Source organism: Streptomyces sp. NPDC007095, assembly GCF_040634475.1.
In the GTDB taxonomy this organism is placed as follows: domain Bacteria; phylum Actinomycetota; class Actinomycetes; order Streptomycetales; family Streptomycetaceae; genus Streptomyces.
In genome coordinates this window covers 1-21,965 of record NZ_JBEYFS010000166.1, presented here as the reverse complement: position 1 = coordinate 21,965, position 21,965 = coordinate 1, and the positions used below count along the sequence as shown (strand labels likewise).

Annotated in this window: 24 protein-coding genes and 2 pseudogenes; 15 read left to right on the top strand and 11 right to left on the bottom strand. The window is 70.5% G+C overall.

Annotated features, from left to right (window positions below):
* Positions 1-71: 71 nt before the first annotated feature.
* Positions 72-677 carry a TetR family transcriptional regulator gene (locus tag ABZ656_RS40475; protein WP_360275168.1) on the bottom strand — a complete coding sequence of 202 codons (606 nt, stop codon included), beginning with the start codon at positions 675-677 and terminating at the stop codon, positions 72-74.
* A 26-nt stretch (positions 678-703) separates the two neighbouring features.
* The gene (locus ABZ656_RS40470) at positions 704-1,708 is read right to left on the bottom strand and encodes an aldo/keto reductase (RefSeq protein WP_067369796.1); all 1,005 of its coding nucleotides are present in this window, start codon (positions 1,706-1,708) and stop codon (positions 704-706) included.
* 125 nt (positions 1,709-1,833) lie between these two features.
* Here ABZ656_RS40470 and ABZ656_RS40465 point away from each other — a divergent pair.
* Positions 1,834-2,142: pseudogene (locus ABZ656_RS40465) on the top strand (chitinase); the annotation flags it as partial.
* Positions 2,143-2,151: 9 nt separating this feature from the next.
* Here ABZ656_RS40465 and ABZ656_RS40460 read toward each other — a convergent pair.
* Positions 2,152-3,318, bottom strand: a pseudogene (locus ABZ656_RS40460) (transposase); the annotation flags it as partial.
* A 77-nt stretch (positions 3,319-3,395) separates the two neighbouring features.
* On the opposite strand from ABZ656_RS40460, the gene ABZ656_RS40455 reads away from it, so the two are divergent.
* Complete coding sequence (locus ABZ656_RS40455) at positions 3,396-3,620, top strand: hypothetical protein (RefSeq protein ID WP_360275164.1); 225 nt, start codon at positions 3,396-3,398, stop codon at positions 3,618-3,620.
* 149 nt (positions 3,621-3,769) lie between these two features.
* On the opposite strand, the gene ABZ656_RS40450 is transcribed toward ABZ656_RS40455, so the two are convergent.
* Entirely contained in the window at positions 3,770-5,152 is a 1,383-nt protein-coding gene (locus ABZ656_RS40450; RefSeq protein WP_060901977.1) for a glycine--tRNA ligase, read from the bottom strand.
* A 191-nt stretch (positions 5,153-5,343) separates the two neighbouring features.
* Between ABZ656_RS40450 and ABZ656_RS40445 the strand changes: the two genes are divergently transcribed.
* Genes ABZ656_RS40445 through ABZ656_RS40430 form a run of 4 tightly spaced genes read left to right on the top strand, consistent with a single transcriptional unit; the run spans position 5,344 to position 8,497 of the window.
* Complete coding sequence (locus tag ABZ656_RS40445; protein ID WP_101405270.1) at positions 5,344-6,324, top strand: metal ABC transporter substrate-binding protein; 981 nt, start codon at positions 5,344-5,346, stop codon at positions 6,322-6,324.
* A gap of 28 nt (positions 6,325-6,352) precedes the next feature.
* A complete protein-coding gene (locus ABZ656_RS40440; RefSeq protein WP_101405269.1) occupies positions 6,353-7,120 on the top strand; it encodes a metal ABC transporter ATP-binding protein in 768 nt (255 codons plus the stop codon).
* Complete coding sequence (locus ABZ656_RS40435) at positions 7,120-8,022, top strand: metal ABC transporter permease (RefSeq protein ID WP_101405268.1); 903 nt, start codon at positions 7,120-7,122, stop codon at positions 8,020-8,022. Before ABZ656_RS40440 ends, ABZ656_RS40435 begins: the two co-directional genes overlap by 1 nt.
* A 58-nt stretch (positions 8,023-8,080) precedes the next feature.
* On the top strand, positions 8,081-8,497 hold the full coding sequence (locus tag ABZ656_RS40430; protein ID WP_054235481.1) for a transcriptional repressor: 417 nt from the start codon (positions 8,081-8,083) through the stop codon (positions 8,495-8,497).
* Positions 8,498-8,603: 106 nt separating this feature from the next.
* Here ABZ656_RS40430 and ABZ656_RS40425 read toward each other — a convergent pair whose 3' ends face one another.
* Positions 8,604-9,449 carry an isoprenyl transferase gene (locus ABZ656_RS40425; protein WP_101405267.1) on the bottom strand — a complete coding sequence of 282 codons (846 nt, stop codon included), beginning with the start codon at positions 9,447-9,449 and terminating at the stop codon, positions 8,604-8,606.
* A gap of 22 nt (positions 9,450-9,471) precedes the next feature.
* The gene (gene recO / locus ABZ656_RS40420) at positions 9,472-10,218 is read right to left on the bottom strand and encodes a DNA repair protein RecO (RefSeq protein WP_054235479.1); all 747 of its coding nucleotides are present in this window, start codon (positions 10,216-10,218) and stop codon (positions 9,472-9,474) included.
* 299 nt (positions 10,219-10,517) lie between these two features.
* Here recO and ABZ656_RS40415 point away from each other — a divergent pair, with 299 nt between their 5' ends.
* A complete protein-coding gene (locus ABZ656_RS40415) occupies positions 10,518-10,712 on the top strand; it encodes a hypothetical protein (RefSeq protein WP_360275156.1) in 195 nt (64 codons plus the stop codon).
* A 73-nt stretch (positions 10,713-10,785) separates the two neighbouring features.
* Here the strand turns inward: ABZ656_RS40415 and ABZ656_RS40410 are convergent, their stop codons facing one another.
* On the bottom strand, positions 10,786-11,001 hold the full coding sequence (locus ABZ656_RS40410; protein ID WP_101405265.1) for a hypothetical protein: 216 nt from the start codon (positions 10,999-11,001) through the stop codon (positions 10,786-10,788).
* 20 nt (positions 11,002-11,021) lie between these two features.
* Positions 11,022-11,228, bottom strand: a complete 207-nt coding sequence (locus ABZ656_RS40405) for a hypothetical protein (protein ID WP_101405264.1) — start codon at positions 11,226-11,228, stop codon at positions 11,022-11,024.
* A gap of 115 nt (positions 11,229-11,343) precedes the next feature.
* Between ABZ656_RS40405 and ABZ656_RS40400 the strand changes: the two genes are divergently transcribed.
* From ABZ656_RS40400 to ABZ656_RS40390, 3 genes are all read left to right on the top strand, one after another.
* Complete coding sequence (locus ABZ656_RS40400) at positions 11,344-12,177, top strand: helix-turn-helix transcriptional regulator (RefSeq protein ID WP_360275153.1); 834 nt, start codon at positions 11,344-11,346, stop codon at positions 12,175-12,177.
* Positions 12,159-12,431, top strand: coding sequence for a DUF397 domain-containing protein (locus ABZ656_RS40395; RefSeq protein ID WP_101405262.1), 273 nt, complete (start codon positions 12,159-12,161; stop codon positions 12,429-12,431). Before ABZ656_RS40400 ends, ABZ656_RS40395 begins: the two co-directional genes overlap by 19 nt.
* Positions 12,432-12,520: 89 nt before the next feature.
* On the top strand, positions 12,521-14,758 hold the full coding sequence (locus tag ABZ656_RS40390) for a PQQ-binding-like beta-propeller repeat protein (RefSeq protein WP_101405261.1): 2,238 nt from the start codon (positions 12,521-12,523) through the stop codon (positions 14,756-14,758).
* Positions 14,759-14,791: 33 nt separating this feature from the next.
* On the opposite strand, the gene ABZ656_RS40385 is transcribed toward ABZ656_RS40390, so the two are convergent.
* Positions 14,792-15,454 carry a response regulator transcription factor gene (locus ABZ656_RS40385; protein WP_101405260.1) on the bottom strand — a complete coding sequence of 221 codons (663 nt, stop codon included), beginning with the start codon at positions 15,452-15,454 and terminating at the stop codon, positions 14,792-14,794.
* Complete coding sequence (locus tag ABZ656_RS40380) at positions 15,454-16,770, bottom strand: histidine kinase (RefSeq protein WP_360275148.1); 1,317 nt, start codon at positions 16,768-16,770, stop codon at positions 15,454-15,456. Before ABZ656_RS40380 ends, ABZ656_RS40385 begins: the two co-directional genes overlap by 1 nt.
* 133 nt (positions 16,771-16,903) lie before the next feature.
* On the opposite strand from ABZ656_RS40380, the gene ABZ656_RS40375 reads away from it, so the two are divergent.
* The 3 genes from ABZ656_RS40375 (at position 16,904) to ABZ656_RS40365 (ending at position 19,886) form a co-directional block, all read left to right on the top strand.
* Positions 16,904-17,818 carry an ABC transporter ATP-binding protein gene (locus ABZ656_RS40375; protein ID WP_360275145.1) on the top strand — a complete coding sequence of 305 codons (915 nt, stop codon included), beginning with the start codon at positions 16,904-16,906 and terminating at the stop codon, positions 17,816-17,818.
* A complete protein-coding gene (locus ABZ656_RS40370) occupies positions 17,815-18,663 on the top strand; it encodes an ABC transporter permease (protein ID WP_360275142.1) in 849 nt (282 codons plus the stop codon). The genes ABZ656_RS40375 and ABZ656_RS40370 overlap by 4 nt, the downstream gene beginning before the upstream one ends.
* Before the next feature lie 101 nt (positions 18,664-18,764).
* Positions 18,765-19,886, top strand: coding sequence for a hypothetical protein (locus ABZ656_RS40365; RefSeq protein ID WP_360275139.1), 1,122 nt, complete (start codon positions 18,765-18,767; stop codon positions 19,884-19,886).
* A 29-nt stretch (positions 19,887-19,915) separates the two neighbouring features.
* On the opposite strand, the gene ABZ656_RS40360 is transcribed toward ABZ656_RS40365, so the two are convergent.
* Positions 19,916-20,026 carry a hypothetical protein gene (locus ABZ656_RS40360; protein WP_360275185.1) on the bottom strand — a complete coding sequence of 37 codons (111 nt, stop codon included), beginning with the start codon at positions 20,024-20,026 and terminating at the stop codon, positions 19,916-19,918.
* Here ABZ656_RS40360 and ABZ656_RS40355 point away from each other — a divergent pair.
* Both ABZ656_RS40355 and ABZ656_RS40350 read left to right on the top strand, forming a co-directional pair.
* Positions 19,985-20,920 (top strand): ABC transporter ATP-binding protein, encoded by a 936-nt coding sequence (locus ABZ656_RS40355; RefSeq protein ID WP_360275182.1) that lies wholly within the window; start codon positions 19,985-19,987, stop codon positions 20,918-20,920. The two genes, ABZ656_RS40360 and ABZ656_RS40355, sit on opposite strands and share 42 nt — an antisense overlap.
* Before the next feature lie 19 nt (positions 20,921-20,939).
* On the top strand, positions 20,940-21,875 hold the full coding sequence (locus ABZ656_RS40350; protein WP_360275136.1) for a dihydrodipicolinate synthase family protein: 936 nt from the start codon (positions 20,940-20,942) through the stop codon (positions 21,873-21,875).
* Positions 21,876-21,965: the final 90 nt, after the last annotated feature.

Sequence of the window (21,965 nt, the reverse complement as noted above, 5' to 3'; positions counted from 1 at the left end):
GGTTCGCCGGAACCACCGCTCCGTCGGGAACACCGGTTCGCCGGGAACACCGGTTCGCCGGGGCCGTGGATTCAGTCGATTCGGCGGCGCAGTCCGCGCAGGACGAGGGTGACGAGCGTCGAGAACTCGGCCTCGATGCCCGGCTGTTCCCACGCGTGGGCGTAGGCGGGGTCGTGGAAACGGTTCGTGGCGTGGAAGACGGCGCGGGCCGTCGCGACGGAGTCGCCGTCCACGGTCATGAAGTCGCCCTCCACCACGCCGCGATGAATGATGTCCGAGAGCTGGTCGACCAGCTCGGCGACGTGCTCCTCGACCACGGCGCTCGCCTCGTCGAGCAGCACCGAGTAGGTGGCGAACAGCTCGGGATCGTCGCCCGCCTTGTGCCGCTTGGCGGTGAACAGCGTGGCCAGCCAGTGTTCGAGCGCCTCCGGGGGTGGCGAGGACGAGGGCCTGGCGATCTCCGCGAGTATCTGCGACGTACGGTCCAGCCAGCGCTTCGTGACCGCCTCCCGCAGCGCCGCCTTCGTACGGAAGTGACGGTAGACGCTGCCGTGGCTGACGCCGAGCGCGCGGGCCACGTCCACCACGGTGGCCTTCGCGGGGCCGTGGCGGCGCAGCACCTCCTCGGTCGCCTCGAGGATGCGCTCGGCGGTCAGTGCTTCGGTGGTCGGTGCCATGTCGAAAACCGTACCTGGCGGCACTGTCAGCGGTCGGTGCCGAGATGCGACATCTGCGCCGCCGGGTAGCGGTCGCCCGCGGCGGCGTCCGCCGGCACGGCCTGCTCGATCGCGGCGAGGTCGGCGTCGTCGAGCGTGACGTCCAGCGCGCCGAGCGCCTCCGTCAGCCGCTCCCGGGTCCGCGCACCGACGAGCGGCACGATGTCCTCGCCCCTCGACAGCACCCACGCGATCGCGATCTGCGCCACGCTGACGCCCTTCTGCTCCGCGATCTTCCGCAGCGCCTCGACGAGGGAGAGGTTGTGCTGGAGGTTCTCGCCCTGGAAGCGGGGGCTCATGGAACGGAAGTCGGTCGGGGCCAGCTGCCGGTCGGCCGTGAAGTGGCCGGAGATCAGCCCGCGGGACAGCACGCCGTACGCGGTGATCCCGATGCCCAGCTCACGGGTGGTCGGCAGGACCTCGTCCTCGATGCCGCGCGAGATCAGCGAATACTCGATCTGGAGATCGGAGATGGGGGCGGTGGCGGCGGCCCGTCGGATGGTGTCGGCGCCGACCTCGCTCAGGCCGATGTGCCTGACGTGCCCTTTCTCCACGAGCTCGGCGATCGCGCCGACCGTCTCCTCGATCGGGACGTTCGGGTCGAGCCGCGCGATCCGGTACACGTCGATGTGATCGACACCGAGGCGCTGCAGCGAGTACGCGGCGAAGTTCCGCACTGCGGCGGGGCGGCCGTCGTATCCGGACCAGCCGCCGTCCGGGTCACGCAGGGCGCCGAACTTGACGCTGGTCAGCGCCTGCTCGCGCAGGGCCGCCGGGGCCGCGCGCAGGGCCTCGCCGATCAGCATCTCGTTGTGGCCCATGGCGTAGAAGTCGCCGGTGTCGAGGAGCGTCACGCCCGCCTCGAGGGCGGCGTGGATGGTCGCGATCGACTCGGCCCGGTCCGCCTCACCGTAGAGCGCGGACATGCCCATGCAGCCGAGGCCGAGGGCGGAGACCTGGGGGCCGGTGGTTCCGAGGGGGCGGGTTTGCATGAGGACTCCCTGGTGTCGCTTGGGGGATTGGTGTCCTTTCACGATGGCATGACAGATGACAGATTTCAATATCTGTCATCTGATATCTGTCACCTGACATCCGGCAGCTGTCAGCTGTCATCCGTCACCCGCCGTTCGGATGGACGCCGATCACCGACTCCCGTATCACCGCGCACGGCTACAACGTGATCAACGCGGCGTTCCCGGTCATCCGCTCCGACGGCACGGCGCTATGGGAGGACGGGATGGACGCCGGCGTGAAGGTCGCGACGCCGGCGGAGATGTGCGCGGCCAAGGCGTCCGGGCAGACGATCGTGCATGGCGCCGGAGACCGTCTACGTCACGGGTGGCAGCATCACGTACGGTCGATCTGGGGCGCGTATCTGCCGATCGTCAAGAAGTACGCGGACAACGGGCGCCTGTGGTGGGTCAACTACCCGGCGCTAAAGCGCCGGGCTTGCACAACGGGCATCACTGGCGGTGATGCTGCGTTTGCGTCCAGCCCTGCTCCCGGGTTTCCGGGGTGGGGCGGAGGCCGTTGACGGGGCCCCGCGTCGCCACAACTCCCACGCGCGGGCGCGGATGTTGCGGGAGCCGTTCCGGTCCGCGTGATCAACGAATCCGCAGTCCCGGCACGCGAACCAGGCCTGGGAGACCCGGTTCGCTTTGTCTACGTGGCCGCATTCGGCGCAGGTGCGGGAGGTGTACGCCGGATCGACGTGCACCGCCGGCACCCCCGCCTTGCGGGCCTTGTATGCGATGAACGCTCCCAGCTGGGAGAAGGCCCAGGAGGAGTGGGTGGCCCGTTGGGGCTTGCGAAGCCGTACCCGTTCGCGGATCCCTGTCAGGTCTTCGAGGGCGATTCCGCGACCGGTGCGTTCAGCCTCGGCCACCACATGCTTCGCGATCTTGTGGTTGATGTCCCGTGCCCGCCGCGCCTCCTTGCGCCGCCGTTTCTTCAGGCGCCGCTTGGCGGACGGGGTGTTCTTCTTCTGCAGCTTGGTGCGCAAGCCGCGCTCGCGGACCCGGATGCGGTTCAGCTCGCGTCCGGCCATGATCTCGCCGTCACTGGTGGTGGCGATGTTCACGATCCCCAGGTCGATGCCGAGGAAGTCCACCGGATCGGTGTTGAGCGGCGCTTCGGGGACCTCGCAGGTGGCGTTGAGGAACCACATGCCGTCCCGCTCTAGCAGGTCCGACTCGCCCTTGCGGTACAGGGCCAGCGTGGCCAGCTGCTCGGGTGAGGCGGTGAAGGCCACGTTCTTGACCCGGCCGCTGGTGGTCCAGATGGACACCGTGCGCTTGGCGATCTGCCAGGACAGCATGCGGTCGTCGTAGGGCTGCGCGCCCTGCGGGCGGAAGACGATCGGCTTCTCAGTGGCCCCGCGGTATCGGCGTGAGCCGGGCCTGCCGAGGTTCCCGGCCCTCAGGTTCGCCTTCAGCGTGGTGTAGGCGTCGCACACTTTCTTGATCGAATGCTGCGCGGCCTGCGCACCGAGGTTCCAGCGGGATTTGACCGCATCGTAGGCGTGCTTGCGCAAGGCGAAGTTCTTGAACTCTCCACGCTCGAAAGCGATCTCACTCACCCAGGTCGCGGCCTCGTTACAGGCGGGAGTGGGGCGGCATCGCCGCGGACAACCTGCGCAAGACCTCCGGCGACACCGCGTACGCGAGGCAGGCCGACGCGATGGCCGAGTCCCTGGGCTCCGAGAGCACCGCCCGCCGCAGCTCCCCGCCCTCGGTGATCGCCGACACCGTCGCCAAGGCCGTCACGGCTCGCCGCCCCAGGACCCGGTACGCCGTCGGTTTCGGGGCCAGGCCCCTCATCTTCCTGCGCCGCGCCCTGCCCGACCGCGCCTACGACGCGCTCGTCGCCCGCGCCATGGGCACACCGACCGGCGCTCGCCGCTAGGACCTGCCCCGCAGCCGGGACCTGTCCGGCCGCCAGAACCTGTCCTTCGGATCAGCCCGGGGCCGGGGCCGCGCGGAACGTCCGGCGATCCAAAAAAGCCCCCGTCTCCCGCAGCGCGGGAACCGGGGGCTTTTTACGGACAGGCCCGGTCAGCAGCCGATCAGGCGCGCGGCCAGGTAGCCCTCGATCTGGTCGAGGGAGACGCGCTCCTGCTTCATCGAGTCGCGCTCGCGCACCGTGACGGCGTTGTCGTCGAGGGTGTCGAAGTCGACCGTGACGCAGAACGGGGTGCCGATCTCGTCCTGGCGACGGTAGCGGCGGCCGATGGCGCCCGCGTCGTCGAAGTCGATGTTCCAGTGCTGGCGCAGGGCGGTGGCGAGGCCCTTGGCCTTCGGGGACAGCTCGGGGTTGCGGGAGAGCGGGAGGACGGCGACCTTGACCGGCGCGAGGCGCGGGTCGAGGCGCAGCACCGTGCGCTTCTCCATCTTGCCCTTGGCGTTGGGGGCCTCGTCCTCGACGTAGGCGTCCAGCAGGAACGCCAGCATCGCGCGGCCGACACCGGCGGCGGGCTCGATGACGTACGGAGTCCAGCGCTCGCCGGCCTCCTGGTCGAAGTAGGAGAGGTCCTGGCCGGAGGCCTTGGAGTGCGCGCCGAGGTCGTAGTCGGTGCGGTTGGCGACGCCCTCCAGCTCGCCCCACTCGTTGCCGCCGAAGCTGAAGCGGTACTCGATGTCGGCGGTGCGCTTGGAGTAGTGGGAGAGCTTCTCCTTGGGGTGCTCGAACCAGCGCATGTTCTCTTCGCGCAGACCGAGGCCGGTGTACCAGTTCCAGCGCTCCTGCATCCAGTACTCCTGCCACTTCTCGTCCTCGCCCGGCTTGACGAAGAACTCCATCTCCATCTGCTCGAACTCGCGGGTGCGGAAGATGAAGTTGCCGGGCGTGATCTCGTTGCGGAAGGACTTGCCCATCTGCGCGATGCCGAAGGGCGGCTTGCGGCGCGAGGTCTGCTGGACCTGGGCGAAGTTGGTGAAGATGCCCTGGGCCGTCTCGGGGCGCAGGTAGGCGACGGAGCCGCTGTCCTGCGTGGGGCCGAGGTGGGTGGTGAGCAGGCCCGAGAACTGCTTGGGCTCGGTGAACGTGCCCTTGTTGCCGCAGTTGGGGCAGTTGAGGTCGGCGAGGCCGTTCTCCGGGAGGCGGCCGTGCTTCGCCTCGTAGGCCTCCTCCAGGTGGTCGGCGCGATAGCGCTTGTGGCAGGAGGTGCACTCGGTGAGCGGGTCGGTGAAGGTGGCGACGTGCCCCGACGCGACCCAGACCTCGGTCGCCAGGATCACCGACGAGTCGATACCGACGACGTCCTCGCGGGAGGTGACCATGTAGCGCCACCACTGGCGCTTGATGTTCTCCTTGAGCTCGACGCCGAGCGGGCCGTAGTCCCAGGCGGCACGCTGTCCGCCGTAGATCTCACTACTGGGGAAAACGAAGCCACGGCGCTTGCTCAGGCTGACGATGGTGTCGATCTTGTCGGCGGCCACGGTGCTCTCTTCATTACGAACGGACGGCAGCGAATGATTCAGGTTACCGGCGCCGCCCACCCTCGTATCAAATCGGTTCGGGGACACCTCGCCTCATCGTGCCCCTTACCGGCTCATTCATCGCCTCGTTTACCTAGGGCTTACTGAAGGCTTGTTGACAATCGTTTCCAGGTTTGTTGAAAATGACTGTCATGAACGTACGACGGCGCCTCGCCGCTTCTCGAATAGGCGCTGCCGGGTCCGCGGCCCTGGCAGCCACCGCCGTCGGCCTCGGCGCCCTCACCGGCTGCTCGGTTTCCACGGCGGCCGACGGCAAGAGCGACGGGAAGCTCGACATCGTGGCGTCGTTCTACCCCATGCAGTACCTCGCCGAGCAGATCGGCGGGCCGCACGTGCACGTCACGAGCCTGACCCAGCCCGGTCAGGAGCCGCACGACCTGGAGATCAGCGCCCGGCAGACCGCGCATCTCCAGTCGGCGGACGCCGTCGTCTACCTCAAGAACCTGCAGCCGGCCGTCGACGACGCCGTGGCGCAGTCCGAGGTCAAGACCAAGATCGACGCCGCGTCGCTGACCACGCTGGAGAAGCACGGCAACGAGGTCGGCGGGCACGCGGCCTCGCACGACAGCTCCAAGGGCGAGGAGTCCGGCGCGGCCGACCCGCACATCTGGCTCGACCCGGTGAAGTACGGCCAGGTCGCCGAAGGCGTCGCCAAGGCCCTCAAGAAGGCCGACCCGAAGCACGCCGCGGACTACGACAGGAACATGACGGCGCTGCGGAAGAAGTTCGCCGATCTCGACACCCGGTACAAGACCGGGCTGGCGAACACCAGGACCAAGGTCTTCATCACCACGCACGCCGCCTTCGGCTACCTCGCCGAGCGCTACGGCCTCACCGAGGAGGCCATCAACGGTCTGGACCCGGAGTCGGAGCCCAGCGCGAACCGCGTGAAGGACCTTGAGAAGATGGCGAAGGCCGACGGCGTCTCGACGGTGTTCTACGAGACGCTCGTCAGCGACAAGACCGCCAAGACCATCGCCGGCGACGCGAACCTGAAGACGGACGTCCTCGACCCGATCGAGGGCATCACCGGCAAGTCCAGGGGCAGCGACTACTTCCAGGTCATGGAGTCGAACCTGAAGGCGCTGCGAACGGCGTTGGGCGCCAAGTGACACCCAGTCCCAGTTCCAGGAGGACAGCGTGAGCGAGCCCGTCATATCCCTGCGCGGCGTGACCGCCGAGCTGGGTTCGCGCCCCGTCCTGCGCGGCGTCGACCTCACCGTGCACCGCGGTGAGGTCGTCGCGCTGCTCGGCGCCAACGGCTCCGGCAAGTCGACGGCCATACGCACCGTCATCGGCCAGGTCCCGGTCAGCGGCGGCGAGATAGAGATCTTCGGCACCCCGCGGCGCCGCTTCCGCGACTGGCGGCGGGTGGGGTACGTGCCGCAGCGCACGACCGCCGCGGGCGGCGTGCCCGCCACGGTGACCGAGATCGTCGCCTCCGGCCGGCTCTCCCGCGCCCGCTTCGGCGTGCTGCGCAAGGCAGACCACGAGGCCGTACGGCGCGCCCTGGAGCTCGTCGGCATGGCGGACCGAGCCAAGGACTCGGTGAACGCCCTGTCGGGCGGCCAGCACCAGCGCGTGCTGATCGCCCGCGCCCTCGCCTCCGAACCCGAGCTGCTGATCATGGACGAGCCGATGGCGGGCGTCGACCTCGCGAGCCAGGAGGTGCTGGCCCAGACCCTGCGCGAGCAGGTCGCGGCGGGCACCACCGTCCTGCTCGTCCTGCACGAGCTGGGCCCCCTGGAGCCACTGATCGACCGCGCGGTAGTCCTGCGTGACGGCTGCGTCCTGCACGACGGCCCGCCCCCGCGGGCGGTCGGCCAGCACGCGCTGCCCGGCCACGACCACGTACACCCGCACGCGGCTCACGACGCCGAACCGATCCGGACGGGACTGCTGAGCTGATGGACATCCTGAACTACGCCTTCATGCAGCGGGCCCTGCTCGCCGCCGTCCTGGTGGGCATCACCGCGCCCGCCGTCGGCATCTACCTCGTCCAGCGCCGCCAGGCCCTGATGGGCGACGGCATCGGCCATGTGGCGATGACCGGTGTCGGCCTCGGCTTCCTGCTCTCCACCAACCCGGTGTGGATGGCGACGGCCGTCTCCGTCCTCGGCGCCGTGATCATGGAACTGATCCGCTGGTACGGCAAGACGCGCGGCGACATCGCGCTCGCCATGCTCTTCTACGGCGGCATGGCGGGCGGCGTGATGTTCATCAACCTCGCGCCGGGCGGCTCCAACGCCAACCTGACCTCGTACCTCTTCGGCTCCCTGTCCACGGTCTCCGAGTCCGACGTGACGGCGATCTGCGCGCTCGCGGCCTTCGTGGTCCTGGTCACCCTGGGCCTGCGCCGGCAGCTGTTCGCGGTCAGCCAGGACGAGGAGTTCGCGCGGGTGACGGGCCTGCCGGTGCGCGCCCTGAACCTGCTCACCGCCGTCACCGCCGCCGTCACCGTGACGGTCGCGATGCGGGTGGTCGGCCTGCTCCTGGTCAGCGCGCTGATGGTGGTCCCGGTGGCCGCCGCGCAGCAGCTCAGCCGCAGCTTCGCCGCCACCTTCGCGATCGCGGTGGCCATCGGCGTGAGCGTGACGATCGGCGGCACCGTGACGTCGTACTACCAGGACGTGCCGCCCGGTGCGACGATCGTGTTGCTGACCATCGGCGCGTTCATCGTGCTCACCGCGCTGGCGACCCCGCTGGCCCGGCGCCGTGCCCGGGCCCTGGCCGCCGCGCAGGGGGCCGGAGACCCCGCGGAGTGCGCGATTCCGGCCATCCGTGGCCCGGAACGCAAGGTCGGCGTCTGACCACGCACAGTCCGGGCTGGCACAATGGCCGGGCAAGGGCAGACGTGAGGAGGCAACGGTGACAACCGCTGGATCGCCCGTTCGGGGCCGTTCCACCCGGCAGCGTGCCGCCGTGGCGGCGGCGCTCGACGAGGTGGACGAGTTCCGCAGTGCGCAGGAGCTCCACGACATGCTCAAGCACAAGGGTGACTCCGTCGGACTCACCACCGTGTACCGCACGCTGCAGTCCCTCGCCGACGCCGGCGAGGTCGACGTACTGCGTACCTCCGACGGCGAGTCCGTCTACCGCCGCTGCTCCACCGGCGAGCACCACCACCACCTCGTCTGCCGCGTCTGCGGCAAGGCGGTCGAGGTCGAGGGCCCGGCCGTCGAGAAGTGGGCGGAGGCGATCGCGGTGGAGCACGGCTATGTGAACGTCGCGCACACGGTGGAGATCTTCGGTACCTGCGCGGAGTGCGCTGCCGCCAAGGGGTGACGGGGGGCTCGTTTTTGGGCTGCGGGCCGGTGGGGGCTGGGCGCGCAGTTCCCCGCGCACCTGAAAGGGGCGCCTCCTGACGGAGCGCCCCCTCACGCATCAGGCCCTATTCCTCGCGGCCCCTCATGCCCTGCTCCATCGCGAGCAGTTGCTCGTTCGGGACAGCGCCGCCGAAGCGGCGGTCGCGCTGGGCGAACTCGACGCACGCCCGCCACAGGTCACGCCGGTCGAAGTCCGGCCACAGCACGTTCTGGAAGACCATCTCGGCGTAGGCGCTCTGCCAGAGCAGGTAGTTGGAGGTGCGCTGCTCGCCGCTCGGCCGCAGGAACAGGTCCACGTCCGGCATGTCCGGGTAGTAGAGGTACTTCGCGAAGGTCTTCTCGGTGACCTTCGACGGGTCGAGCCGGCCGGCCTTGATGTCCTCGGCCAAAGCCTGTGCGGCGTCGGTGATCTCGGCGCGACCGCCGTAGTTCATGCAGAAGTACAGCGTCAGCCGGTTGTTGTCCTTGGTCTGCTCCTGGGCGATCTGGAGCTCCTTGGCCACCGACTTCCACAGCTTGGGCATCCGGCCCACCCAGCGGACCCGGATGCCGAGTTCGTCGAGCTGGTCGCGGGTCTTGCGGATGAAGTCGCGGTTGAAGTTCATCAGGAAGCGCACCTCGTCGGGCGAGCGCTTCCAGTTCTCGGTGGAGAAGGCGTACAGCGAGATGGCGCCGACCCCCATCTCGATCGCGCCCTGCAGCACGTCGAGGACGCGCTCGGCGCCGACCTTGTGCCCCTCGGTGCGCGGCAGCCCCCGCTCCTTCGCCCAGCGCCCGTTCCCGTCCATCACGATCGCCACGTGGTTCGGGATCAGCTCGCCGGGGAGCTTGGGCGCGACGGCACCGGACGGGTGGGGTTCCGGCGTCTTGTACTCGCGGCGCTGGCGTCCCAGGATCCCGCGTACGACCATGTGCTTCTCGTCTCCCTCAGTCTTACTTTTCCACGTACCGGAGTGAGCGCAGCCCGCGCTCCAGATGCCAGTGCAGATAGGCCGACACCAGCCCGCTGCCCTCCCGGACATACCGCGGCTCGCACGCGTCCGCGGTCTCCCAGTCTCCCGTCAGCAGCGCGCCGAGCAGTTCGAGGGCCCCCGCCGAGGGTACGACGCTGCCGGGCACCCGGCAGTCCACACAGACGGAACCTCCCGCCGCGACCGAGAAGAACCGATTCGGTCCCGGCATCCCGCACTTCGCGCAGGCGCTGAAGCTGGGCGCGTAGCCGTTCACGGCGAGGGAGCGCAGCAGAAAAGCGTCGAGGACGAGGTGCGGCTCGTGCTCGCCCCGGGCGAGGGTGCGCAGCCCGCCGACGAGCAGCAGATACTGCTGCACGGCGGGCTCGCCCTCGTGATCGGTGAACCGCTCGGCGGTTTCGAGCATGGCCGTACCGGCGGTGTAGCGCGCGTAGTCCGTCACGATCCCGCCGCCGTACGGAGCGATCGTCTCGCTCTGCGTGCACAGCGGCAGGCCGCGCCCGATCAGCTCGCTCCCCCGCGCGAAGAACTGCACGTCCACGTGCGAGAAGGGTTCGAGCCGCGCCCCGAACTTCGACTTGGTCCGCCGCACGCCACGGGCCACGGCCCGTACCCGGCCGTGACCGCGGGTGAGCAGCGTGATGATCCGGTCCGCCTCACCCAGCTTCTGGGTGCGCAGCACGATGCCGTCGTCGCGGAACAGACTCATGGGGCCATTCTCGCGTACGCGAGGGCATGCGCCGGCGGGTGCCGTACTTCTTGCAAGTGAACATGGCCGACTCGCCTGGCGGCCGACCGCTCATGTCGCCAAGACTCTCGGTATGAGCCTGGAGCGAGTCACCTCGCGTGCCGCTGAACACGCGGCGAAGACCGAAGCCGGGCTGGCCGCGGCGGAGGAGGCCATGGCATACGCCGATCAGCCCGCCCGGACGCGCAGGCGTGGGTCGACGATTTCATGAACCGCGCCACTCGGCCCAGGCCCACGGCCGAGCTGTCGCAGGGTGCCGCATGGACGTGCTCAGGCCCGTGGTCCACGACGCCGGGGCGCTGATCGCCGCGGAACGGAACCACGCCGCTTTCCGGCGAGCCCACCGCTCCTGCCTCACCGCGGGCGGCCTGCCCCCGGCACCCGCACCGGTCGTGGCACAGGCCTGGCGGGACGGCGCCCGCCAGGCCCAGTCGGCCCGGATCCTCGACGGCTGAGAGGTCCCCCTACTCGATCACGCACTCGCCAGGAGGGTGGGGGCACTCTTGGGACAGACCGTCACCCCACCGCTCACGGGACCTCACCGCGGCTGCGTGCGTTCGCATACGCCGTGGCCGCGCTGAGCCGCTCCGCCGCGGTGGCCCGCCGGACCGCGTCCGGGGCGACATCCCACTCCTTGCCCCCACCCAGCGGTCTCAGCTGTACGTACGGTCCCTCGTGTCCCATCACCATGCCCACCTTCTCTGTGCGCGTGTCGACGACGTACGAGCCGATCGGCGGCTTCATCGGCGGCTTCATCGGGGGCCTCAACGCAGCGCCGCCACGAGCCGGGCCGCGACCTCCATGGAGCAGCCGCCCAATTCGACGCGCGGACAAGGTGCCTCGCGCGCCGAACTCGCCGGGTCGATCCGGAGCGACGGCAACGTAATTCCGGCCCTCTTCAGTGCCGCCCGCAATTCCTTCACCGTTACCTCCGCCTCTTCGACGCAGAGCGCCGAGTGCTGTGCCTTCACCCTGTTCCCCTGACTTTCCGAGTTTCACTCTTCGCGTCTCCACAGTGACGCTCCGCATCTACACTCGGCAGGAGTCTGTCCTCTGCAAGTTCGGGGCAGCGTAAGGGGTTTGGCCATGGCCATCGGTTCGCGACAGGCGGCGTGGGAGTTCTTCGGGGCGGAGCTGAAACGACGGCGGGAGGATGCCGGTTTCACCCAGGTGGAGCTGGGAGCGCGGGTATTCGTCTCCGGGGGTTACATCGGCCAGTTCGAACAGGCCATTCGGAAACCAGAGTTGGATGTGGCCCAACGGATCGACGCACTCCTGCAAACCGACGGCTTTTTCGAGCGCACGTGGCAAAAACTGATTGACGACAAGCGGTACGCGGATTACTTCGCGGAGGTGGTGGAGCTTGAGAGGACGGCGACGAGGATCTGCGAGTTCGCGCCAACACTCGTACCGGGGCTTCTTCAAACGGCCGAGTACGCGGGCGCGGTGACGCTGGCGACCAACCCGTTCGTCACGGAGGAGTACGTCGAGGAGAAGGTGACTGCCCGACTTGAGCGAGCCCGCGTCCTCGCCGACGCTACAAGACCTGAGTATTGGGTCGTGCTGCACGAGAACACGCTGCGCATCCCGGTGGGCGGCCCGGCCGCGATGGCCGAGCAGCTCGGCCACATCGCGACGATGGTGCGCGAGCACAAAGCGGTCGCGCAGGTGGTCCCCTACGACGCGGGAGCGCACACCGCCATGGGAGGAATGCTGGCGCTCATGGAGTTCGAGGACGCACCGCCAACTGCCTGTACAGAGACCTCGTTTTCGGGGACGTTGATGGACGACCCAGCGGTGGTGAAGCGCGCACAGCGCGCATACGATCTGCTCAGGGCCGTCGCGCTGTCGCCGGAGGCGATCCTGGCCCTGGTCGAATCGGCGGCGGAGGACCACAGACGATGCGCGGCTACGACCTGAGCAACGCCCACTGGCGCAAAAGCAGCTACAGCAACGGCGAAGGCGGCAGCTGCATCGAGGTCGCGTACGACTTCCCCGGCGCCGCCCGCTGGCGCAAGAGCACCTACAGCGACGACAACGGCGGCAGCTGCCTCGAAGTCGCCGACGGAGTCCCCGGCATCATCCCCGTCCGCGACAGCAAAGTCACCGACGGCCCCGTTCTCCTCATCGACGCCCTCGCCTGGACGGCGTTCCTCCGTACCGTCGCGAAGTGACCTGACGCCCGGCCCCCTGCGACACAGGTACTAGTGTGATGCCGCGGAACAGGCGTGCGACACAGGGGATTTGGGAAAGGTGACCGGCCATGCCGCTGAGCACCGGGGAATCGGGGTCCATCGGGTCGATAGGCGGCTACACGCTCGTCGACCGGCTCGGCAGCGGCGGTATGGGCGTCGTCTACCTGGGACGTTCCGCCTCGGGACGGCAGGTCGCGGTCAAGGTCGTACACGCGCAGTACGCGCAGGACGAGGAGTTCCGCGTCCGCTTCCGGCAGGAGATCTCCGCGGCCCGCCGGGTGAGCGGAGCGTTCACCGCTCCCGTGGTGGACGCCGATCCGGACGCGGAAGTGCCTTGGATGGCAACGTTGTACGTGCCGGGCCGGACGCTGTCCGAAATCGTGGCGAAGGAAGGACCGTTGGGTGGGGACGCGCTGCGCACGCTGGCGCTGGGGCTCGTCGAGGCGCTGCGGGACATCCACCAGGCGGGCGTGGTGCACCGGGACCTGAAGCCGAGCAACGTCCTGGTGGCCGAGGACGGTCCGCGCGTCATCGACTTCGGTATCTCGCGCGCCGCCGACAACCAGGCCCTCACCGTGACAGGACGGCTGATCGGAACCCCGCCCTTCATGTCCCCGGAGCAGTTCGCCTCGCCCCGGGACGTCACCGCCGCCTCGGACGTGTTCTCGCTCGGCTCGCTGCTGGTGTACGCGGCCACCGGCAACCGTCCCTTCGACGGCGGCAGCCCGTACATGACGGGCTATCAGGTGGTGCACGAGCAGCCGGTCCTGGACGGCGTTCCGGAGCCCCTCAGGAGCATCGCCGAGCGCTGCCTGGACAAGGACGCGACCGCCCGGCCCGACCTCACCGAACTGCACCGGCTGTTCAGGGATCTGCCGGACATGACGACCGCCCCGGCGGCGTCGGGCCGGCCGACCGTCGCGGGCGGACGGAGGGCCGCCCTGAGGCACGGTGACACGACGACCGGCACCGGCACCAGCCGCCGCGGCCGGCGGGTGCGCCTCCTCGTCGCCCTGGGCGCCGCCCTGGCCGTCACGGCGGTGTCCGCGTCGGTGTACTACATGGTGTCGGGCCCGAAGGCCACCGAGGGCACGCCCGGCGGGCGGACGCCCGCCTCCCGCGCCGCCGCTTCTCCCGCCGCGGCGCTCCCCACCGGCTGGAAGCCCTGGCGTGCGGACCTCACCCAGGCCCCGGACAAGGCGTACGCGGACATCTCCATCAGCGGCTCGGACTCCGGCTGTATGTCCGGCGGCTCCTCCCTGTACTGCGCGGGGTCCGGCTTCACGGTCGCCAAGCTCGACGCCGCCTCCGGCCGCGTCGAGTGGCGGGCCGGCCACAGCCCGCAGACCACGCTGCCGCTCGGCGTCCGGGACGGGATCGTGTACACCTACGAGAAGCCCGGCCTGAACGTGCGCGAGACCTGGCGGCTGGTCGCCCTCGACGCCCGCACCGGAAAACGGCTCTGGTACCGCCCGATCAACGAAGTCCGGCCCGCCGTCCTGTTCGACGGCGGCGCCCTGGCGAAGTCGGACGACGGGGACGACGGGACGGAGTTCGTCGCCTTCGACGCCAGAACGGGCAAGGACCTGTGGCGGACACCGGCGAAGTCGTCGGCGGGCAACTCCTGCACCCCACTGGCCCTGGACGGCGTCCCCTATGGCCTGTGCACGCCGGAGAACACCGACACGGGCTCGACCGGCCTGGTGCGCCTCGACCCGGCCGACGGCACGGCGCACGACCTCGCCACGCTCCCCCGCGGGGTGGTGCCGCTCGGCACCGTCGGCGGGCAGCCGCTGTTCGCGGTGCCACGGAACGCGGCGGAGGACGAGTTCGCCGACGACACGGACACACCGTACTCAAGCCTGCTGAGGGTGAACCCGACCAGCGGCGCCCTCGTCCGGATCCCCCTGGCGGGCCCCCCGCGCGGCTCGGTCACCCTCCTCGACGGCGTCGTGTACTTCGTCCGGCCCGACGGGACCGTCACCGCGGTCAGGGTGACCGACGGCGCCCGGCTCTGGCAGCGTGAGACACAGATCGAGAATCTGTCGAAGCCGGCGCTGTCGACGACGTACCACGACCTCTTCTTCGCCAACCGCTACGGCCGGCTGCTCGCGCTCGACCGCGCGACCGGCGCCGCGAGGTGGAACACGGACAAGCTGGACAACCCCGGGAACTCGCCGGAGACCACGGTCCCGAGCCTGCTGCTCGTGAAGGACGCCATCGTCGCCGTGGCGGGCGACACCGCCTTCTCCGTACGCCCGGACCGCCCCAAGGCCGGACCGAAGCCGGCCGCGACCAAGAAGTGACCCACGCCGTCGGCCGACCGCTTCACCGGCGCCTCACCGGTTCGCCGAGACCAGGCCCGCCTCATAGGCGATGATCACCAGCTGGACCCGGTCCCGTGCGTCCAGCTTGGACAGCAGGCGGGTCAGGTACGTCTTGGCCGTGGCGACGCTGATGAAGAGCTGTTCGGCTATCTCGGCGTTGGACAGACCCGTGCCGACCAGGGTGAGGACCTCGCGCTCGCGGTCCGTGATCGCGGTCAGGTCGCGGCGTGGACGCGCCGGCTCGGAGGAGCGGGCGGAGGTGAAGTCCCGGATCAGGCGGCGGGTGACGCTGGGGGCGATGAGGGCGTCGCCGGCCGCCACGACCCGTATGGCACCGATGATGTCGTCCAGGGCCATGTCCTTGACCAGGAACCCCGACGCGCCGGCGCGCAGCGCCCCGTACACGTGATCGTCGTCGTCGAAGGTGGTCAGGACGACGATCCTCGACTCGCCCGGACCCGCCGTGATCCGGCGGGTCGCCTCTATGCCGTCCACGCCCGGCATGCGGATGTCCATCACCACGACGTCGGGCCGGAGTTCCTCCGTGTGGGTCACCGCCTCCTCGCCGTCCGCGGCCTCCCCCACCACCTCCACGTCCTCGATGTCGGCGATGACCATCCGCAGGGCCGTGCGGATCAGCTGCTGGTCGTCGGCGAGGACGACACGGACCGGCATCAGACGGCCACCGTCGCCGACGTCGCCGTCGCCGGGACCGGGAGGCGGGCCGTCACCCGGAAGCCGCCCTCGGGACGGGGGCCCGCCGTGAGCTCGCCGTGCAGCAGGGCCACCCGCTCGCGCATCCCGACCAGGCCGAAGCCGGTGTCGGTGGTGCTGCCCCGGCCCCGGCCGTCGTCGGTGACTTCCACGGCCACACATTCCTCCAGGTAGTCGACCGTCACCCGGCAGGCGGTCGTCCCCGCGTGGCGTACGACGTTCGTGATCGACTCCTGGACGATCCGGAAGACGGAGAGGTCGATGTCCGGGGGCAGTTGGCGGCGCGCGCCCTTCCAGTGGACGTCTACCTGGACACCCGCCGCCGTTGTCGCGGCGGCCAGGCGGTCGAGGTCGGCGAGCCCCTCGGCCGGGCGCAACCGGTCGGCCTCGGCCGAGACGGCGGCCCGGTCCCGGTCCCGGTCCTGGTCCTGGTGCTGGTCCTGGTCCTGGTCCTGGTCCTGGTCCCGGTCCCGGTCCTGGTCCCGGTCCTGGTCCTGGTCCGCCTGGCGCAGGGCGACCAGCATCCGGCGCAGCCCCGACAGGGTCTCCCGCCCGGTCGTCTCCACCGCCGTCATCGCCTCGCGCGCGGCATGCGGCTGGGTGTGGACGACGCGGGCCGCTGCCCCGGCCTGGAGGGCGATGATGCCGATGCTGTGGGCGACCATGTCGTGCATCTCGCGGGCGATGCGCAGGCGTTCGTCGGTGACCGCCTGGGTGGCGGCCTGGGCGCGGAGCTTCTCACCGTACTCGCGGGTGCGGTGGGAGGCGTCGCCGAGGAGCCAGGCGACGACGGCCGTCAGCGCCACGGTCAGCTCTTCCAGCGTGCCGATGCCCCATCCGCGCAGCAGCCGTACGGTCTCCCAGACCAGCAGGACGGCGAGCGCCATGGAGAGGGCGGTGACTCCGGTACGGCGGGGGCGGCCGGCCGAGATGAAGTAGAGGGCGAGGTCGACGGCGAGGAACTGCGCCAGTTGGATCGCTCCCACGGCCAGGTTGGTGGTGAGGAAGGCCGCGGCCGCAAGGAGCAGGGTGAGGGCCCTCAGCGGCCGGCGGTGCAACCACAGGCTGCCGAGCAGCGCCAGAGCGCAGGCGACGGTAAGGATCAGCAGGCCGTCCCAGCGGTAGAACTGGGCGGCGACACGCACGTTGGCCGTCATCTCACCGGGGAGCCGGATGCGGGCGAGGAAGGTGAACGCCGTGCTCGCGCACCAGGCCAGGGCCACCCAGGCACCGGGCGGCACGAGCTTGAGGCGGGGCGGGAGCGGCATGGCATACATGCGGCGATCGTAGGCACGGGGGCCGTGGACGGGCATCGGTCCGTGGACGTACACCCCTGGTCGACACCGGACGGGGAGAGTGTCGGCCACGGGGCGATACCGCGCGCGGGGTGCCGACGAGACGGTGGTCGGTGTGATCGAAGTCAACGAACTGACCAAACGGTACGGCGACACCACCGCCGTACGGAATCTGACGTTCCAGGTGCGCCCGGGGCGCGTCACCGGGTTCCTCGGCCCGAACGGCGCGGGCAAGACGACGACGCTGCGCATGCTGCTCGGCCTGATCGGGCCGACCGGCGGGAGCGCGACGATCGACGGGCAGCCGTTCCGGCGTCATCCGCGCGGGCTGCGGCACGTGGGCGCGCTGCTCGACGCGGATGACGTCCACGGCGAGCGCAGCGCACGGGCCCATCTGGAGGCGCTGGCGCGGAGCAATCGCATCCCCCGCAGCCGGGTGGACGAGGTGCTGGAGGAGGTGGGACTCGCGGGGGCGGCGGCTCGGCGCAGGGTCGACGGTTTCTCGCTGGGCATGCGGCAGCGGCTCGGCATCGCCACCGCGCTGCTCGGCGAACCTCCGGTGCTGCTCTTCGACGAACCCCTCAACGGACTCGATCCGGAGGGTGTGCTGTGGATACGGGAGCTTTTTCGCAGGCTCGCGGCCGAGGGCCGTACCGTCTTCGTCTCCAGTCATCTGATGTCCGAGATGGAGCACACCGCTGACGAGCTGATCGTCATCGGCCGGGGTGAGCTGATCGCCGCGGAGAGCGTGACCGAGTTCGCGGCGCGCGGCACCCGGCCGACGGTGACCGTGCGGACGCCGGACCTCGCGAAGCTCACGGCCGTGCTGTCCGAGGAGGGCGCGGCCGTGGCGCCGTACGACGACCGGACCCTCAAGGTGACCGCCCTGAGCGCGGCGCGCATCGGTGAACTCGCCTTCCAGCACCGGATCCTGCTCGAGGAACTGACCCCGCGGACCGCGTCCCTGGAGGCCGCCTTCATGGAACTGACCGCCGAAAGCACCGAGTTCCTCGCCGGAGACGCCCGATGACCACTCTCCCCCTCATCCCCGCTCCCGCACACCCCGCCGCACGGTTCACCGATCTCCTCGCCGCCGAGTGGATCAAACTCCGTTCCCTGCGCTCGACCTACTGGGCACTCGGCGCGGGCGCCCTCGCCGTCATCGGCTTCAACGCCAACGCGGCGCGGGTGCACGCCCACGACCATCCGCGCTTCAACCCCCAGATGCGCTCCTTCGCCTGGGAGTTGGCCCTGCGCGACGCCTTCACCGACGGATCGGCACTGATCCTGATCCTCGCGGCGGCGAGCATCGGCGCGATCACGGTCGTCGGGGAGTACTCGACGGGCCTGATCCGTACGACCCTCGCGGCCGTCCCGGACCGGCGCGCCGTGATGGCCGCGAAGGTCGTGGTGGTGACGGCGGTCATGACGCTGTACGGCGCGTTCGTCGCGAGTGCCTCCTTCGCCTCGACGCAGGCGATCCTCACCACCCCTCACGCCTCCGTGTCGATCACCCACTTCGGTGCCCTGCGCGTGGTCGTCGCCTCCGCGCTGCTCGCCCCGGTCTGCGCGCTGGCGGGCATGGCCCTGGGAGCCCTGATCCGGCACAGCGCGAGCACGATGGTCGCCGTCACCGCCGTCCTGCTCCTCGTCCCCAGCTTCATCACCGACCGCTACCGCTGGACGGCCGCCATACGGCACGCCATGCCCGTCAACGCCTGGACGCGGCTGACCGACATCGCCTACGGCCGCGACCCCTTCACCCGGCTCCCGCGCTACGGGGCGACGGTGACGGGCAGTTGGGTGGTACTGGGGGCGTGGGCGGTGGTGTCGGCGTTGATCGTCGTGGTGGCGGTGGACCGCCGGGACGTGTGAGAGGCCGTACGGGACAGGCGCGTGCGGGGCTGTCAGTGGGCGGCCGTACTGTGCACCCGACGCACACAACGCCGTACGGCATCACGCGCACTGGAGGAACCATGTCCGCGAGCGCCCGTCTCGTCACCACGCTCGCAGGCCCGCTGGAGTCGGCCACGGCCGGCTTCCCAGGAGAGCGGTGCCTGCCCGGCCGGACGCTGATCCTGCAGAGCGACGACACCCAGGTGGCCGCGTACGACCTGGCCGCGGCGCTCGCGGGTGAGGCGTCGGTGGTCCGCTTCCCCAGGCCGTGGCCGCAGCGTTTCGGCACGTGCACCGTGTCGCCGGGGCTGGACGTCGCCGTCTTCGCGGGCGTGCACGCGGTGCGGGCGGTGGACCGGCGGGGCGCCACCTTGTGGGAGGTGCGGCACGGCTGCTGGGAGGGAAGCTGCCGGGAGATGCACGACTCGTTCGACGAATACGGCGAATACGGCGAAAACATCGACAAACGTGGGCACTTGTACGCCGACAGCGGCTCGGTGGTCTTCTCCGCGGACGGCAAGCTCGTGTGGGCCCATGTGCGCGGTCCGCTCGCGGCGGGGGGCGAGGATCCGGACGTGATCGAGGAGTGGCTGGTGCTGGACGCCACGGACGGGACGGTCCTCGGGCAGGCGGACACCCAGACCGTGGCCGCCGGTTCGGGGCACGTCTCGCACCCGGACCCCGGACAGATGGGACTGAGCGTCGGCGAGGGGCAGGACGGGGCGCCGCTGCTGTGGGGCCGCTGGGACGGCGAGCGGCTCTCCGTCGAACGGATCGACGACGACCGGTGTCTGCTCGCCGTGAGCCCGTCGGGCGAGCACTTCCTGACCGTGACCCACTATCAGGAGCTGTTGTCCCTGCACCGGACCGAGGACGGCTCGGTGGTGTCGGAGCTGGACGCGGAGGAGGTCGTTCCCGATCACCCCGCCCTGGATCCGGACGACGACGAGCCCGAGGTGCGCTGGGACTACTACGGCGGCTTCGTCGACGAGCACACCGTCATAGCGGGCACCACCGAGGCCGACGAGGAGTACGGGCCGGGGCGGCACTGGCTGGTCGACGTACGGGACATGCGGCTGCTCGGCGAGATCACCTACCCGCTCCCGATATCCGGCGTACCCAACCCCCTGGGCGACGGCAGCTGGTACACGGTCGCCGAGGACACGAAGGAACTGCAGGTGTGGCGCCTGGCCGGCGTCTAGGGGCGGTCCGGTTGCAGGGGTGGGCGGGTTCAGCCCACTCCCCTGGACTCCTGGGCCGCCCTCGCCTCGATGCCGCGGAAGTGGTCGGCCATCGCGCGTTGGGCGGCCTCCACGTCCCGGGCGCGCAGGGCGGTGACGATGTCGCGGTGGCGGCGGACGGTCAGCTCGGGGGACAGCGGCCGACGTCCGGCACCGTGCGCTTGCGTGACCGTGACCTGTGGTCGATGCGGCCCGCCGAGCGACGGGCGTCCGTCGGCGGCAGCACGGGCATGGTCTTCCAGGACCCGTCGACGGCTCTGAACCGCCGCCTGCCCGTACGCCGGATCCTGCGGGACCCCCTCGACGTGCACCGGCGCGGCACGGCGCGGGAGCGGGAGGACCGGTGGCGGGAGCTGATGTCCCTGGTGGGCCTCCCCCGCGCCCTGGCGGACGCCCTGCCCGGTCAGCTGTCCGGCGGTCAGCGCCAGCGGGTGGCCATCGCGCGCGCCCTGGCCCTCGACCCGGACCTGGTGGTGGCCGACGAGCCGACGAGCGCGCTGGACGTCTCGGTCCGCGCCCAGATCCTCAACCTCCTGCTGGACCTGAAGGAGCGCCTGGACCTGGCCCTGGTCTTCGTCTCGCACGACATCCAGACGGTACGGAGGATGAGCGACCGGGTGATCACGATGTACCTCGGCCGGATCGTGGAGGAGTCCCCGGCCGCCCGGGTCACCGACCGGGCCCGGCACCCGTACACCCGGGCCCTCTTCTCCGCGACGCCCGGCCTCCTGGACCCGGTCGACCCGATCCCGCTGGTGGGCCCGGTGCCCTCGGCCACGCACCCGCCCACCGGCTGCCCGTTCCGTACGCGGTGCTGGAAGGCGGACGAGGACTGCGCGAGCGCGATGCCGGACTTCACGGCCGCGTCGACACCGGACCACCGCTTCCGGTGCCACCATCCTGTGGAGGAGGACCGGTCGACGCGCGACCTGGTGACCCAGGCCGTGTCCGCGGCGCCCGCCGTGGCCGACATCCCCGCCCAGCAGCAGCCTTGATCGTCCCGAGGGAGTCTTCATGCCGATCCCCACCCCGCTGACCGGTGTCGTACCGCCCGTCTGCACGCCTCTGACACCGGACCGCGAGGTGGACGTCCCCTCGCTCATCAGGCTCGTGGACCATCTGGTGGAGGGGGGCGTCGACGGCCTGTTCGTCCTCGGCTCGTCCTCGGAGGCGGCGTTTCTGACGGACGCCCAGCGGCGGCTGGTGGTGGAGACGGTGGTCGCCCGTGCGGCCGGCCGGCTCCCCGTGCTGGCCGGGGTGATCGACATGACCACGCCGAGGGTGCTGGACCATGTGGCGTATGTGACGGCTGCGGGCGCGGACGCGATCGTGGCGACCGCCCCCTTCTACGCCCGCACCCATCCGGCGGAGATCGCGCGCCACTTCCGCCTGGTCGCCGCCCGCTCGTCCGTGCCCGTCTTCGCCTACGACATCCCGGTGTCCGTCCACACCAAGCTGGGCGCGGAGCTGGTCCTGTCCCTCGCCGCGGAGGGCGTGCTGAGCGGCCTCAAGGACTCCAGCGGCGACCTCGCCGCCTTCCGCGCCGTCGTCACGGGCGCCCGCGCCCACCCCGACATCACCGGCTTCACCGCTCTCACCGGGTCCGAACTCGTAGTCGACTCCGCGCTCGCCCTCGGGGCGGACGGGGCCGTGCCGGGTCTCGCCAACGTCGACCCGCACGGGTACGTACGGCTCGACCGGCTCTGCCGAGGGGGCGACTGGGAGCGGGCGCGGGCCGAACAGGAGCGGCTGTGCGGGCTGTTCGGGATGGTCGGGGTGGGGGATCCGGCCCGGATGGGCGGGGGTTCGTCGGCGCTCGGGGCGTTCAAGGCGGCGCTGCATCTACGAGGTGTCATCGCCTGTCCGGCCACGGCGGAGCCGCAGGTGCCGCTGTCGGAGGCGGAGGTCGAGCGGGTGGGGAAGTACCTGGCGGGGGCGGGCCTGCTCTAGTGCCGCGGCAGGCAACGTTTGCCCGTCAAGGAGCGGCGTCCGGTGCGTGCTCTCGGCGTGCCGGCCGGAAGTCCTCGTACTGGACGTACT